Origin of the sequence: Pseudomonas batumici, assembly GCF_036585405.1 — a bacterium.
Lineage (GTDB): Bacteria > Pseudomonadota > Gammaproteobacteria > Pseudomonadales > Pseudomonadaceae > Aquipseudomonas > Aquipseudomonas batumici.
Map to the genome: position 1 here is coordinate 3679522 of NZ_CP144470.1, position 14534 is coordinate 3694055.

The window sequence follows — 14534 nt, forward strand, 5'->3', positions numbered from 1 at the left end:
TTTCGGTTCGTTTCGTCTTCACACACCGCAATCTGGTGCTCTTTCGAGTCAGCAAATTGCTTGGGTGTTATATGGTCAAGCCTCACGGGCAATTAGTATTGGTTAGCTCAACGCCTCACAGCGCTTACACACCCAACCTATCAACGTCGTAGTCTTCGACGGCCCTTCAGGGAACTCAAGGTTCCAGTGAGATCTCATCTTGAGGCAAGTTTCCCGCTTAGATGCTTTCAGCGGTTATCTTTTCCGAACATAGCTACCCGGCAATGCCACTGGCGTGACAACCGGAACACCAGAGGTTCGTCCACTCCGGTCCTCTCGTACTAGGAGCAGCCCCTCTCAAATCTCAAACGTCCACGGCAGATAGGGACCGAACTGTCTCACGACGTTCTAAACCCAGCTCGCGTACCACTTTAAATGGCGAACAGCCATACCCTTGGGACCGGCTTCAGCCCCAGGATGTGATGAGCCGACATCGAGGTGCCAAACACCGCCGTCGATATGAACTCTTGGGCGGTATCAGCCTGTTATCCCCGGAGTACCTTTTATCCGTTGAGCGATGGCCCTTCCATACAGAACCACCGGATCACTAAGACCTACTTTCGTACCTGCTCGACGTGTCTGTCTCGCAGTCAAGCGCGCTTTTGCCTTTATACTCTACGACCGATTTCCGACCGGTCTGAGCGCACCTTCGTACTCCTCCGTTACTCTTTAGGAGGAGACCGCCCCAGTCAAACTACCCACCATACACTGTCCTCGATCCGGATAACGGACCTGAGTTAGAACCTCAAAGTTGCCAGGGTGGTATTTCAAGGATGGCTCCACGCAGACTGGCGTCCACGCTTCAAAGCCTCCCACCTATCCTACACAAGCAAATTCAAAGTCCAGTGCAAAGCTATAGTAAAGGTTCACGGGGTCTTTCCGTCTAGCCGCGGATACACTGCATCTTCACAGCGATTTCAATTTCACTGAGTCTCGGGTGGAGACAGCGCCGCCATCGTTACGCCATTCGTGCAGGTCGGAACTTACCCGACAAGGAATTTCGCTACCTTAGGACCGTTATAGTTACGGCCGCCGTTTACCGGGGCTTCGATCAAGAGCTTCGCGTTAGCTAACCCCATCAATTAACCTTCCGGCACCGGGCAGGCGTCACACCCTATACGTCCACTTTCGTGTTTGCAGAGTGCTGTGTTTTTAATAAACAGTCGCAGCGGCCTGGTATCTTCGACCGGCATGGGCTTACGGAGCAAGTCCTTCACCCTCACCGGCGCACCTTCTCCCGAAGTTACGGTGCCATTTTGCCTAGTTCCTTCACCCGAGTTCTCTCAAGCGCCTTGGTATTCTCTACCCAACCACCTGTGTCGGTTTGGGGTACGGTTCCTGGTTACCTGAAGCTTAGAAGCTTTTCTTGGAAGCATGGCATCAACCACTTCGCGTCCTAAAGGACACTCGTCATCAGCTCTCGGCCTTAGACTCCCGGATTTACCTAAGAGTCCAGCCTACCACCTTAAACTTGGACAACCAACGCCAAGCTGGCCTAGCCTTCTCCGTCCCTCCATCGCAATAACCAGAAGTACAGGAATATTAACCTGTTTTCCATCGACTACGCTTTTCAGCCTCGCCTTAGGGACCGACTAACCCTGCGTCGATTAACGTTGCGCAGGAAACCTTGGTCTTTCGGCGTGGGTGTTTTTCACACCCATTGTCGTTACTCATGTCAGCATTCGCACTTCTGATACCTCCAGCAAGCTTCTCAACTCACCTTCACAGGCTTACAGAACGCTCCTCTACCGCATCACTTACGTGATACCCGTAGCTTCGGTGCATGGTTTGAGCCCCGTTACATCTTCCGCGCAGGCCGACTCGACTAGTGAGCTATTACGCTTTCTTTAAAGGGTGGCTGCTTCTAAGCCAACCTCCTAGCTGTCTAAGCCTTCCCACATCGTTTCCCACTTAACCATGACTTTGGGACCTTAGCTGACGGTCTGGGTTGTTTCCCTTTTCACGACGGACGTTAGCACCCGCCGTGTGTCTCCCATGCTCGGCACTTGTAGGTATTCGGAGTTTGCATCGGTTTGGTAAGTCGGGATGACCCCCTAGCCGAAACAGTGCTCTACCCCCTACAGTGATACATGAGGCGCTACCTAAATAGCTTTCGAGGAGAACCAGCTATCTCCGAGCTTGATTAGCCTTTCACTCCGATCCACAGGTCATCCGCTAACTTTTCAACGGTAGTCGGTTCGGTCCTCCAGTCAGTGTTACCTAACCTTCAACCTGCCCATGGATAGATCGCCCGGTTTCGGGTCTATACCCAGCGACTAAACGCCCTATTAAGACTCGCTTTCGCTACGCCTCCCCTATTCGGTTAAGCTCGCCACTGAATATAAGTCGCTGACCCATTATACAAAAGGTACGCAGTCACAGAACAAAGTCTGCTCCCACTGCTTGTACGCATACGGTTTCAGGATCTATTTCACTCCCCTCTCCGGGGTTCTTTTCGCCTTTCCCTCACGGTACTAGTTCACTATCGGTCAGTCAGTAGTATTTAGCCTTGGAGGATGGTCCCCCCATATTCAGACAAGGTTTCTCGTGCCCCGTCCTACTCGATTTCATGACTAAGAGATTTTCGCGTACAGGGCTATCACCCACTATGGCCGCACTTTCCAGAGCGTTCCGCTAATCTCAAAGCCACTTAAGGGCTAGTCCCCGTTCGCTCGCCACTACTAAGGGAATCTCGGTTGATTTCTTTTCCTCAGGGTACTTAGATGTTTCAGTTCCCCTGGTTCGCCTCTTGCACCTATGTATTCAGTGCAAGATAACCAGCTTATGCTGGCTGGGTTCCCCCATTCAGAGATCTCCGGATCAAAGTCTGTTTGCCGACTCCCCGAAGCTTATCGCAGGCTACCACGTCTTTCATCGCCTCTGACTGCCAAGGCATCCACCGTATGCGCTTCTTCACTTGACCATATAACCCCAAGCAATCTGGTTATACTATGAAGACGACATTCGCCGAAAATTTGCATGCTGCTCAATTAAGAGCCTCACAAATTTTACCTTAGCCTGATCCGTTACCAGTGAAAGTAACGTTCAGTCTATCTTTCTATCACATACCCAAATTTTTAAAGAACGATTCTGAAAAAGATCAGAAATCAACATTCAGCGCCGTTTTAGCGGAATGCTCATTTCTAAGCTTTGACACAAGAAACAGCCGTAAATGGTGGAGCCAAACGGGATCGAACCGTTGACCTCCTGCGTGCAAGGCAGGCGCTCTCCCAGCTGAGCTATGGCCCCGTATTTCTACAGGCTTCCCACACAAAATTGGTGGGTCTGGGCAGATTCGAACTGCCGACCTCACCCTTATCAGGGGTGCGCTCTAACCAACTGAGCTACAGACCCAATTTCGAGCTTGTAACCGTTAGCGTTGAGCTATCAGCCTAGAGCTTAAAGCTGCTTCTATCGTCTTCTTCAATGAATCAAGCAATTCGTGTGGGAACTTATGGAGCAGCTGATGTCGTCGATTAAGGAGGTGATCCAGCCGCAGGTTCCCCTACGGCTACCTTGTTACGACTTCACCCCAGTCATGAATCACACCGTGGTAACCGTCCCCCCGAAGGTTAGACTAGCTACTTCTGGTGCAACCCACTCCCATGGTGTGACGGGCGGTGTGTACAAGGCCCGGGAACGTATTCACCGCGACATTCTGATTCGCGATTACTAGCGATTCCGACTTCACGCAGTCGAGTTGCAGACTGCGATCCGGACTACGATCGGTTTTATGGGATTAGCTCCACCTCGCGGCTTGGCAACCCTTTGTACCGACCATTGTAGCACGTGTGTAGCCCAGGCCGTAAGGGCCATGATGACTTGACGTCATCCCCACCTTCCTCCGGTTTGTCACCGGCAGTCTCCTTAGAGTGCCCACCATTACGTGCTGGTAACTAAGGACAAGGGTTGCGCTCGTTACGGGACTTAACCCAACATCTCACGACACGAGCTGACGACAGCCATGCAGCACCTGTCTCAATGTTCCCGAAGGCACCAATCCATCTCTGGAAAGTTCATTGGATGTCAAGGCCTGGTAAGGTTCTTCGCGTTGCTTCGAATTAAACCACATGCTCCACCGCTTGTGCGGGCCCCCGTCAATTCATTTGAGTTTTAACCTTGCGGCCGTACTCCCCAGGCGGTCAACTTAATGCGTTAGCTGCGCCACTAAAGACTCAAGGTCCCCAACGGCTAGTTGACATCGTTTACGGCGTGGACTACCAGGGTATCTAATCCTGTTTGCTCCCCACGCTTTCGCACCTCAGTGTCAGTATCAGTCCAGGTGGTCGCCTTCGCCACTGGTGTTCCTTCCTATATCTACGCATTTCACCGCTACACAGGAAATTCCACCACCCTCTACCATACTCTAGCTCGCCAGTTTTGGATGCAGTTCCCAGGTTGAGCCCGGGGATTTCACATTCAACTTAACGAACCACCTACGCGCGCTTTACGCCCAGTAATTCCGATTAACGCTTGCACCCTCTGTATTACCGCGGCTGCTGGCACAGAGTTAGCCGGTGCTTATTCTGTCGGTAACGTCAAAACACTAACGTATTAGGTTAATGCCCTTCCTCCCAACTTAAAGTGCTTTACAATCCGAAGACCTTCTTCACACACGCGGCATGGCTGGATCAGGCTTTCGCCCATTGTCCAATATTCCCCACTGCTGCCTCCCGTAGGAGTCTGGACCGTGTCTCAGTTCCAGTGTGACTGATCATCCTCTCAGACCAGTTACGGATCGTCGCCTTGGTGAGCCATTACCTCACCAACTAGCTAATCCGACCTAGGCTCATCTGATAGCGCAAGGCCCGAAGGTCCCCTGCTTTCTCCCGTAGGACGTATGCGGTATTAGCGTTCCTTTCGAAACGTTGTCCCCCACTACCAGGCAGATTCCTAGGCATTACTCACCCGTCCGCCGCTGAATCGAAGAGCAAGCTCCTCTCATCCGCTCGACTTGCATGTGTTAGGCCTGCCGCCAGCGTTCAATCTGAGCCATGATCAAACTCTTCAGTTCAAACATCTTTGGGTTTTGAGAAAACCCTAAACTTGGCTCAGCAATCGTTGGTTACATCTTTGATTTCTCGCGGAGTAACTTGTGATGCTGATAATCTAGTGACTATTCAGTCTGACTCCACAAGCACCCACACGAATTGCTTGATTCAGTTGTTAAAGAGCGGTTGGTTAAGCTGTTCGCTCAACCGAGGCGCGCATTCTACAGCAGCCTCATTTACTGTCAAGTGATTATTTTCAGAAGTTTTCAAGGTTTCCCGTGTAACTTCAACCACTTGCGCTTCCGATCTCTCGTTAGCGGGAGGCGAATTCTACAGCGTTACACGCTGCTGTCAACACCTCTTTTACACCGCTTTCGATCGAGAGGATCGAACCGCTGAACCGGCGAAAACACGCTGCCGTTTCAGCTCCTTCTGGGCTTCGATACACTGAAGCGAACCGCTTGACCCAAACCTAAAAACCTTCGTAACTCATTGAATCTCAAAGGCTTTTCCGTTTCGACCGCGCCGGAAGTGGGGCGAATTATAGACCTGTAGGATTTGCCGTCAACCGTTAATTTCACTTTTCTGTCATAAAGGTCAAAAACACCGCAAATCCAACTGTAGGAACGGCCGGTCGACGCTCGATTGCCGGCGATGGCGTCCGTACAAACGACGCATGGCTCAAGGACCTCATCGCCAGCAAGCTGGCTCCTACAGGGTGCTTCTATTATATAGGAAGAGAGCAGGGCGGCTAAAGGACGCCCGCTTCGCGCAATGCCTCGACCGCCTCCGGCGCCAAGCCCAGCACCCGCTGCAGTACCTCCAGCGTGTGCTCACCCAAGAGAGGAGGGGCACGACGATACTCCACCGGTGTCGCAGACAGCCGGATCGGACTCGCTACCTGGGGCACCAGCCCCGCCAGCGGATGCGGCAGCTCAACCGCCAGGCCACGGGCGCACACCTGGGGATCGGCGAACACCTGCGACAGATCATTGATCGGCCCACACGGCACACCGGCCTGCTCCAACTGCGTCACCCATTCGGCCGTGGTCTTGAACACCGTCGCCTGGCGAATCAATGGAATCAGCACCGCCCGGTTGGCCACCCGCAACGTGTTGGTAGCAAACCGCGGATCGTCCGCCCACTGCGGCTGACCGGCCACCTCGGCGAACTTGCGGAATTGCCCGTCATTGCCCACCGTCAGGATGAAATCGCCATCGGCCGTAGGAAAGTCCTGGTACGGCACGATGTTCGGATGGGCATTACCCAAACGCTTGGGTGCCACCCCGGTGGTCAGGTAGTTCATGGCCTGGTTCGCCAGGCACGCCACCTGCACATCCAGCAACGCCATGTCGACATGCTGGCCACCACCGCCCTGATCGCGATGGGCCAAGGCCGCCAGAACGGCCACCGTCGAATACAGCCCCGTAAGGATATCGGTCAGCGCCACACCGACCTTCACCGGCCCGGCCCCCTCATCACCCTCGGGCCGACCGGTGAGGCTCATCAGCCCACCAAGCCCCTGGATCATGAAGTCATAGCCGGCACGCTTGGCGTAAGGCCCGGTCTGACCGAAGCCGGTGATCGAGCAATAGATCAGATTCGGGTTGAGCGCCTTGAGCGACGCATAGTCCAATCCATAGGCCGCCAGACCGCCGACCTTGAAGTTCTCGATCAGGATGTCGGACTTGGCCGCCAGCTCACGAACCAGACGCTGCCCCTCGGGCCGGGTGAAATCGATGGTCACCGACTGCTTGTTGCGGTTGGCCGACAGGTAATAAGCCGCTTCCGTCGTGTTCTCGCCATAGGCGTCCTTCAGGAAGGGCGGCCCCCAGGCGCGGGTATCGTCGCCATTACCCGGTCGCTCGACCTTGATGACCTCCGCCCCGAGGTCCGCCAGGATCTGGCCGGACCAGGGCCCGGCCAACACTCGCGACAAATCCAGCACTCGCAGATGCGATAGCGCGCCCATGGGCCAAGCTCCTTCTCTTAATAGAACGCCTGGAGGCCGGTCTGGGCACGCCCAAGGATCAGCGCATGGACGTCGTGGGTCCCTTCATAGGTATTCACCACTTCCAGGTTCACCAGGTGACGGGCAACCCCGAACTCGTCGGAGATACCGTTACCGCCCAGCATGTCGCGGGCCATGCGCGCGATATCCAGGGACTTGCCACAGGAGTTGCGCTTCATGATCGAGGTGATTTCCACCGCCGCCGTCCCTTCATCCTTCATACGGCCCAGACGCAGGCAGCCTTGCAGGGCGAGGGTGATTTCAGTCTGCATGTCGGCCAGCTTCTTCTGGATCAGTTGCGTCGCGGCCAATGGCCGGCCGAACTGCTGGCGATCCAGGGTGTACTGGCGAGCGGTGTGCCAGCAGAACTCGGCAGCGCCCAATGCGCCCCAGGAAATGCCGTAACGCGCGGAGTTGAGGCAGGTGAACGGGCCTTTCAAGCCACGCACCTCAGGGAAGATGTTCTCTTCAGGAACAAAGACGTTGTCCATGACGATCTCACCGGTGATCGATGCCCGCAGGCCGACCTTGCCGTGAATCGCCGGAGCGCTGAGGCCCTTCCAGCCTTTCTCGAGGACGAAGCCGCGGATGTCGCCGGCATCGTCCTTGGCCCAGACCACGAATACATCGGCGATCGGGCTGTTGGTGATCCACATCTTGCTACCGGTCAGGCTGTAGCCGCCGTCGACCTTGCGTGCACGGGAGATCATCGCACCCGGGTCGGAACCATGGTTCGGCTCGGTCAGGCCGAAGCAGCCGATCCATTCGCCGGAGGCCAGCTTCGGCAGGTATTTCTGCTTTTGTGCCTCGGTACCGAACTCGTTGATCGGCACCATCACCAGGGAAGACTGCACGCTCATCATCGAGCGATAGCCGGAGTCGACGCGCTCGACTTCCCGGGCAATCAGGCCGTAGCTGACATAGTTCAGCCCGCTGCCACCGTACTCCACGGGAATGGTCGCGCCCAACAGGCCGACTTCGCCCATTTCGCGGAAGATCGCCGGGTCGGTCTGTTCATGACGGAAAGCTTCGAGAACCCGTGGTGCCAGCTTGTCCTGGGCGAACAGCTGCGCCGTGTCGCGAATCATGCGCTCTTCTTCGGTGAGCTGTTGATCCAGCAGCAGGGGATCGATCCAGTTGAAGCTTGCTTTGGCGCCCATGAGTGAGTCCTCGTGAAGTCAATGAAATGGCCTGGACTGATCCTAGGCCTCGCACGGTTATCCGGCAAACGAGGATTTCGCATACTCTTGTGCTAATTTCTCACTCCGAAAAGCTTGTAGCCGCTATTTAGCACTGCCTTTAGTGAGGTTGCCGTACATGCGCCGCAAAATCCCCAGCACCACCGCGCTGATCAGCTTCGAAGCCGCGGCCCGCCACGAAAGCTTCACCAAGGCCGCCCTGGAACTTTCCCTCACTCAAGGCGCCATTTGCCGGCAGATCGCCAGCCTGGAGGAGTTTCTCGGCGTCGAACTGTTCCGACGCTCTCGACGGGGCGTGAAGCTGACCGAAGCGGGACTTTCCTACAGCCGACGGGTCGCCACGCAACTGGACGCGGTGGAGCGCGACACGCTGTCGGTCATGGGGCAGCAGGGCGCCAACGTCATCGAGCTGGCCGTGGTCCCGACCTTTGGTACCCAATGGCTGCTGCCCAGACTCAAGGACTTCCAGCAACGGCATCCGGAAGTCACCGTCAACCTGACCAACCGGACCCGTCCGTTTCTCTTCGCCGACACCGACTTCGACGCCGCGATCTACTTCGGCGATGCCGACTGGCCGGGTACCGAGTCCCATCGCCTGATGGGCGAGAACCCCATGCCGGTGTGCAGCCCGAGCCTGCTGGGCGACCAACAGAGCCTGAGCGCGGCCCGGATCGCCGAGCTGCCGCTGCTGCAACAGACCACACGCCCCTACGCCTGGCGCCAATGGTTCGACGCCCAGGCGCTGAATGTGCCCCGCGACATGACAGGCCCGCGCTACGAGCTATTCTCCATGTTGGCCCAGGCCGCCATGCACGAAATGGGCGTCGCGCTGATTCCACCCTTCCTGATCCAGCGGGAACTGGAAGAGCGGCGCCTGGTGATCGCCAACCCCAATGCGCTCTCCAGCATCAAGGCGTATTACCTGATGATTCCCGAGCGAAAGGTCGAATCGGCGTCCTTGCGTGCTTTTCGTGACTGGCTGGTGAACCAGGCACAAAGCTACAGCCTGCTTGCTTCAAGGCCCCAGGCCGTTAATTGACTTTGTAGTCAATTATTTTTAAAGCCTACAGATATAACAATATGTCGCTTTTAAACGGACTGTACCGATGCTGGCAAATTTTGCACGAAAGTGCCTGATAGCAAGGCCTGTACCGCCTATTTACGCCCCATACCGGCTCATTCACGTCACCGATTCGAATTTTCCTCAATTCCAGCCAAAATCCCTGTGAGCCCCTTGTATTATGGGCTCGCGGCGTCCCGCTGCGACATTTGGTCACTGCGTGACTTGTAGTTAATATTGCGTCACCTTTCAGAATGTCTTGAAGGGTGTGGTTTTCGCCTGCAAAATGCCGCGCCCCGCCAACAAATCAGGCGGGATCGTGCTGATCGGCCGCTCCAGACGCACCATCCGCAGTGCGCTGGCCTTCTTATAAAAAAGATCACGCAGGAGATTTGACGTGCACATTGGTGTTCCTCTCGAGACCCAGACGGGTGAAACGCGGGTTGCTGCAACCCCGGAAACCATCAAGAAGCTGATCGGCCAGGGTCATAGGGTGACGGTACAAAGCGGCGCCGGTATTGGCGCCAGCGTTGTCGACAGTGCCTATGAAGCGGCAGGCGCGACCATCGGCAGCGCCAACGATGCCTTTGGCGCCGAGCTGATCCTCAAGGTCGTGGCGCCCAGCGACAGCGAACTGACGCTGATCAAACGCGGCACCATCCTGGTGGGCATGCTCAATCCGTTCAGTAATGAAACCATCGCCAAGCTGGCCGAGTGCGGCATTACCGCCTTTGCCCTGGAGGCCGCGCCACGCACCTCCCGTGCCCAGAGCCTTGACGTGCTGTCGTCCCAGGCCAACATCGCCGGCTACAAGGCGGTGCTGCTGGCGGCCCATCACTACCCGCGCTTCATGCCGATGCTGATGACAGCTGCGGGCACCGTGAAGGCCGCCCGCGTGCTGATCCTCGGCGCCGGCGTGGCCGGCTTGCAGGCCATTGCCACCGCCAAGCGCCTGGGGGCGGTGATCGAAGCCTCGGACGTGCGGCCGGCGGTGAAGGAGCAGATCGAGTCGCTGGGCGCCAAGTTCGTCGACGTCCCCTACGAGACCGACGAAGAGCGCGAGTGCGCGGTCGGGGTCGGCGGTTATGCCCGGCCGATGCCCGCCAGCTGGATGCAGCGCCAGGCCCTGGCGGTGCACGAGCGCGCCAAGCAGGCCGATATCGTCATTACCACCGCACTGATTCCCGGTCGCAAGGCACCGGTGCTGCTGAGCGCCGAGACCGTCGCGCAGATGAAGCCGGGCTCGGTGGTCATCGACCTGGCCGCCGCCCAGGGCGGCAACTGCCCGCTGACCGTCGCCGATCAGGTCGTGGTCGAGCATGGCGTGACCATTGTCGGTCCGACCAACCTGGCCGCCCAGGTCGGCGCCGACGCCTCGGCGCTGTACGCCCGTAACCTGCTGGACTTCCTGAAGCTTGTCTTCACCAAGGAAGGCCAGTTCGAGATCAACCTGGAAGACGACATCGTCGCCGCGTGCCTGATGTGCCGCGACGGTCAGATCGTGCGCAAGAACGGCTGAGGATAACAATAATGGAAGACATGCTGATCTCCCACGGCATCTACAACCTGATCATCTTCGTACTGGCGATTTATGTCGGTTATCACGTGGTCTGGAACGTGACACCCGCACTGCACACGCCGCTGATGGCGGTGACCAATGCCATCTCGGCGATCGTGATCGTCGGCGCCATGCTGGCGGCGACTTTGACCGTGACGCCGCTGGGCAAGACCATGGGCACCCTGGCCGTGGCGCTGGCGGCCGTGAACGTGTTCGGTGGCTTCCTGGTGACCCGCCGGATGCTTGAGATGTTCAAGAAAAAAGCCCCGAAAGCCGTAAAAGAAGAGGCGCCCAAGTCATGAGCATGAACCTCGTCACGACGCTCTACCTGATCGCGTCGATCTGCTTCATCCAGGCCCTGAAAGGCCTGTCGCACCCGACTTCGTCCCGTCGCGGCAACCTGTTCGGCATGCTCGGCATGGCCCTGGCCATCGTCACCACCGTGGGCCTGGTCTTCAAACTCGGCTCGGAGCTGGCCACCACCGGTATCGGTTACGTGATCGTCGGCCTGCTGATCGGCGGTACCGCCGGTTCGATCATGGCCAAGCGCGTCGAAATGACCAAGATGCCGGAACTGGTCGCCTTCATGCACAGCATGATCGGCCTGGCCGCGGTCTTCATCGCCATTGCCGCCGTGGTCGAGCCACAGTCGCTGGGTATCGTCAAACAGCTGGGCGATTCGATCCCGGCCGGCAACCGCCTGGAGCTGTTCCTCGGCGCCGCCATCGGTGCCATTACCTTCTCCGGCTCGGTGATCGCGTTCGGCAAGCTCTCGGGCAAGTACAAGTTCCGCCTGTTCCAGGGCGCACCGGTACAGTTCAGCGGCCAGCACAAGCTGAACCTGTTGCTGGGCCTGGCCACCCTGGGCCTGGGCGTGACCTTCATGTTGACCGGTGACCTCAGCGCCTTCGCCCTGATGCTGGCCCTGGCCTTCGTCATGGGTGTGCTGATCATCATCCCCATCGGCGGTGCCGACATGCCGGTGGTGGTCTCGATGCTCAACAGCTACTCCGGCTGGGCCGCGGCGGGGATCGGCTTCTCGCTGAACAACTCGATGCTGATCATTGCCGGCTCCCTGGTGGGTTCGTCCGGTGCGATCCTCTCGTACATCATGTGCAAGGCCATGAACCGCTCGTTCTTCAACGTGCTGCTCGGTGGCTTCGGCAACAGCGCCGACGCGGCGGGCCCGGCCGGTGCGAAGGAAGCCCGGCCGGTGAAATCCGGCTCGGCGGATGACGCCACCTTCCTGCTGACCAACGCCGACAGCGTGATCATCGTCCCCGGCTACGGCCTGGCGGTGGCCCGCGCGCAGCACGCGCTCAAGGAACTGACCGAGAAGCTGACCCACCTTGGCGTGACCGTGAAGTACGCGATCCACCCGGTGGCCGGGCGCATGCCCGGGCACATGAACGTGCTGCTGGCCGAGGCCGAAGTGCCTTACGACCAGGTGTTCGAGATGGAAGACATCAACTCCGAGTTCGGCCAGGCCGACGTGGTGCTGGTGCTCGGCGCCAACGACGTGGTCAACCCGGCGGCCAAGAACGATCCGAAATCGCCGATTGCCGGCATGCCGATTCTCGAGGCCTTCAAGGCCAAGACCGTCATCGTCAACAAGCGCTCCATGGCCAGCGGCTACGCCGGCCTGGACAACGAGCTGTTCTACCTCGACAAGACCATGATGGTCTTCGGCGACGCGAAGAAGGTCATCGAGGACATGGTCAAGGCCGTCGAATAAAACCCTGCTTCAGCGCAATACCGGAAACCCCAGCCTTTATTAGGCTGGGGTTTTTCTTTGCCCGCAAAAAACCGACCAAAGGCGCTGAATCGCCGGCCGGCATTCGACCTTGGTCGCGCGGCGAAACTTTTTGAAACCTCTAGACTGCGCATCTTGCTTCCGCTGCCTGAGATAACACGCCATGTACCGTGATCGTATTCGCTTGCCTTCGTTGTTGGACAAGGTCATGGGCGCAGCCGATGCTGCCGCCCTGATTCAGGACGGCATGACCGTCGGCATGAGCGGCTTCACCCGCGCCGGTGAAGCCAAGGCCGTGCCCCATGCACTGGCCGAACGCGCCAAGACGTCGCCCCTGAAAATCACCCTGATGACCGGCGCCAGCCTGGGCAACGACCTCGACAAACAGCTCACCGAAGCCGGCGTGCTGTCGCGACGCATGCCGTTCCAGGTGGACAACACCCTGCGCAAGGCGATCAACGCCGGCGAAGTGATGTTCATCGACCAGCACCTGTCGGAAACCGTCGAGCAACTGCGCAACAAGCAGCTCAAGCTGCCGGACCTGGCGGTGATCGAAGCCGTGGCGATCACCGAAGCGGGGCATATCGTGCCGACCACCTCGGTGGGCAACTCGGCCAGTTTCGCGATCTTCGCCAAGCAAGTGATCGTCGAGATCAACCTGGCGCACAATCCGAACCTGGAAGGCCTGCACGACATCTATATCCCCAGCTATCGCCCGACCCGCACGCCGATCCCGCTGGTGAAGGTCGACGATCGCATCGGCAGCACCGCGATCCCGATCGACCCGGCCAAGATCGTCGCCATCGTGGTGACCAACCAGCCTGACTCGCCTTCCACCGTGACACCGCCGGACAGCGACACCCAGGCCATCGCCGACCACCTGATCGCCTTCCTTAAAGAAGAAGTGGCCGACGGCCGCATGACCAACAAGCTCGGCCCGCTGCAGGCCGGCATCGGCAACATTGCCAACGCGGTGATGTGCGGCCTGATCGACTCGCCGTTCGAAGACCTGACCATGTACTCCGAGGTCCTGCAGGACTCGACCTTCGACCTGATCGACGCCGGCAAGCTGTCCTTCGCCTCCGGTAGCTCGATCACCTTGTCGAGCCGGCGCAACAGCGATGTGTTCGGCAATCTGGAGCGCTATAAAGAGAAGCTGGTGCTGCGCCCGCAGGAAATCTCCAACCACCCGGAAGTGGTGCGGCGCCTGGGCATCATCGGCATCAACACCGCCCTGGAGTTCGATCTGTACGGCAACGTCAACTCCACCCACGTCTGCGGCACGCGGATGATGAACGGCATCGGCGGTTCCGGCGACTTCGCCCGCAACGCGCACCTGGCGATCTTCGTCACCAAGTCCATCGCCAAGGGCGGGGCGATTTCCAGCGTGGTGCCCATGGTCAGCCACGTCGACCACACCGAGCATGACGTGGATATCCTCGTCACCGAAATCGGCCTGGCCGACCTGCGGGGCCTGGCGCCACGGGAACGGGCGAGGGCGGTGATCGACAACTGTGTGCACCCGGACTACCGCGATGCCCTGAACAGTTACTTCGACCGGGCCTGTGCCCTGGGCGGTCACACCCCGCACATCCTCCGTGAAGCACTGAGCTGGCACATCAACCTGGAAGAAACCGGGAAAATGCTGCCGGGCTGATTGATACAGTTGGCCGCTGACGCAAACACAGTTTCGTCAGCGGTCCTGAGCTTTTCGGTAATCTGAAAAAAACTGTACTGCTGTACCGGTCATTTCCCGCCTTGAATCACCTCGAATCTCACTCCATCGCACAAAAATGCACCATTTAGAGGCAGACAGGTACAGTTGCCTCACTTTCGAGCAGTACAGCACCTATAAACAGTTAACTGAGCTCTCACAATACAGGTGAACTGTATCTAGAGAGACTAGGCAAAGAGGAGGATCAT

Annotated in this window: 8 protein-coding genes, 2 tRNA genes and 2 rRNA genes; 5 read left to right on the top strand and 7 right to left on the bottom strand. The window is 57.9% G+C overall.

Annotated elements, in window-relative coordinates; all coding sequences use genetic code 11:
- Window positions 1–71 precede the first annotated feature (71 nt).
- The 6 genes from NUH87_RS16545 to NUH87_RS16570 form a co-directional block, all read right to left on the bottom strand.
- Window positions 72–2962 (bottom strand): 23S ribosomal RNA (locus NUH87_RS16545).
- A gap of 250 nt (window positions 2963–3212) precedes the next feature.
- Window positions 3213–3288, bottom strand: a tRNA-Ala gene (locus NUH87_RS16550).
- A gap of 28 nt (window positions 3289–3316) precedes the next feature.
- Window positions 3317–3393, bottom strand: a tRNA-Ile gene (locus tag NUH87_RS16555).
- A gap of 123 nt (window positions 3394–3516) precedes the next feature.
- Window positions 3517–5053, bottom strand: a 16S ribosomal RNA gene (locus NUH87_RS16560).
- Together the 16S and 23S rRNA genes with 2 tRNA genes alongside form the textbook arrangement of a ribosomal RNA operon.
- 728 nt (window positions 5054–5781) lie before the next feature.
- Entirely contained in the window at window positions 5782–7002 is a 1221-nt protein-coding gene (locus NUH87_RS16565) for a CaiB/BaiF CoA-transferase family protein (RefSeq protein ID WP_338521744.1), read from the bottom strand.
- A gap of 17 nt (window positions 7003–7019) precedes the next feature.
- Window positions 7020–8201: an acyl-CoA dehydrogenase gene (locus tag NUH87_RS16570; protein ID WP_040062829.1), complete on the bottom strand. Its 1182-nt coding sequence runs from the start codon at window positions 8199–8201 to the stop codon at window positions 7020–7022.
- 157 nt (window positions 8202–8358) lie between these two features.
- Between NUH87_RS16570 and NUH87_RS16575 the strand changes: the two genes are divergently transcribed.
- Complete coding sequence (locus NUH87_RS16575) at window positions 8359–9279, top strand: LysR family transcriptional regulator (protein ID WP_338521748.1); 921 nt, start codon at window positions 8359–8361, stop codon at window positions 9277–9279.
- Window positions 9280–9549: 270 nt separating this feature from the next.
- Here NUH87_RS16575 and NUH87_RS16580 read toward each other — a convergent pair whose 3' ends face one another.
- Window positions 9550–9705 carry a hypothetical protein gene (locus NUH87_RS16580; protein WP_338521750.1) on the bottom strand — a complete coding sequence of 52 codons (156 nt, stop codon included), beginning with the start codon at window positions 9703–9705 and terminating at the stop codon, window positions 9550–9552.
- Between NUH87_RS16580 and NUH87_RS16585 the strand changes: the two genes are divergently transcribed.
- From NUH87_RS16585 to NUH87_RS16600, 4 genes are all read left to right on the top strand, one after another.
- Window positions 9698–10819 carry a Re/Si-specific NAD(P)(+) transhydrogenase subunit alpha gene (locus tag NUH87_RS16585; protein WP_338521752.1) on the top strand — a complete coding sequence of 374 codons (1122 nt, stop codon included), beginning with the start codon at window positions 9698–9700 and terminating at the stop codon, window positions 10817–10819. The two genes, NUH87_RS16580 and NUH87_RS16585, sit on opposite strands and share 8 nt — an antisense overlap.
- A gap of 20 nt (window positions 10820–10839) precedes the next feature.
- Window positions 10840–11160, top strand: coding sequence for an NAD(P) transhydrogenase subunit alpha (locus tag NUH87_RS16590; protein WP_422393948.1), 321 nt, complete (start codon window positions 10840–10842; stop codon window positions 11158–11160).
- Window positions 11157–12593: an NAD(P)(+) transhydrogenase (Re/Si-specific) subunit beta gene (locus NUH87_RS16595; protein ID WP_338521755.1), complete on the top strand. Its 1437-nt coding sequence runs from the start codon at window positions 11157–11159 to the stop codon at window positions 12591–12593. Before NUH87_RS16590 ends, NUH87_RS16595 begins: the two co-directional genes overlap by 4 nt.
- Window positions 12594–12774: 181 nt before the next feature.
- Entirely contained in the window at window positions 12775–14268 is a 1494-nt protein-coding gene (locus NUH87_RS16600) for an acetyl-CoA hydrolase/transferase family protein (RefSeq protein WP_338521757.1), read from the top strand.
- Window positions 14269–14534: the final 266 nt, after the last annotated feature.

Coding starts and splice junctions, on each gene's coding strand:
- NUH87_RS16565 (WP_338521744.1), bottom strand. CDS start 7,002: ATGGGCGCGCTATCGCATCTGCGAGTGCTGGATTTGTCGCGAGTGTTG.
- NUH87_RS16570 (WP_040062829.1), bottom strand. CDS start 8,201: ATGGGCGCCAAAGCAAGCTTCAACTGGATCGATCCCCTGCTGCTGGAT.
- NUH87_RS16575 (WP_338521748.1), top strand. CDS start 8,359: ATGCGCCGCAAAATCCCCAGCACCACCGCGCTGATCAGCTTCGAAGCC.
- NUH87_RS16580 (WP_338521750.1), bottom strand. CDS start 9,705: ATGTGCACGTCAAATCTCCTGCGTGATCTTTTTTATAAGAAGGCCAGC.
- NUH87_RS16590 (WP_422393948.1), top strand. CDS start 10,840: ATGCTGATCTCCCACGGCATCTACAACCTGATCATCTTCGTACTGGCG.
- NUH87_RS16595 (WP_338521755.1), top strand. CDS start 11,157: ATGAGCATGAACCTCGTCACGACGCTCTACCTGATCGCGTCGATCTGC.
- NUH87_RS16600 (WP_338521757.1), top strand. CDS start 12,775: ATGTACCGTGATCGTATTCGCTTGCCTTCGTTGTTGGACAAGGTCATG.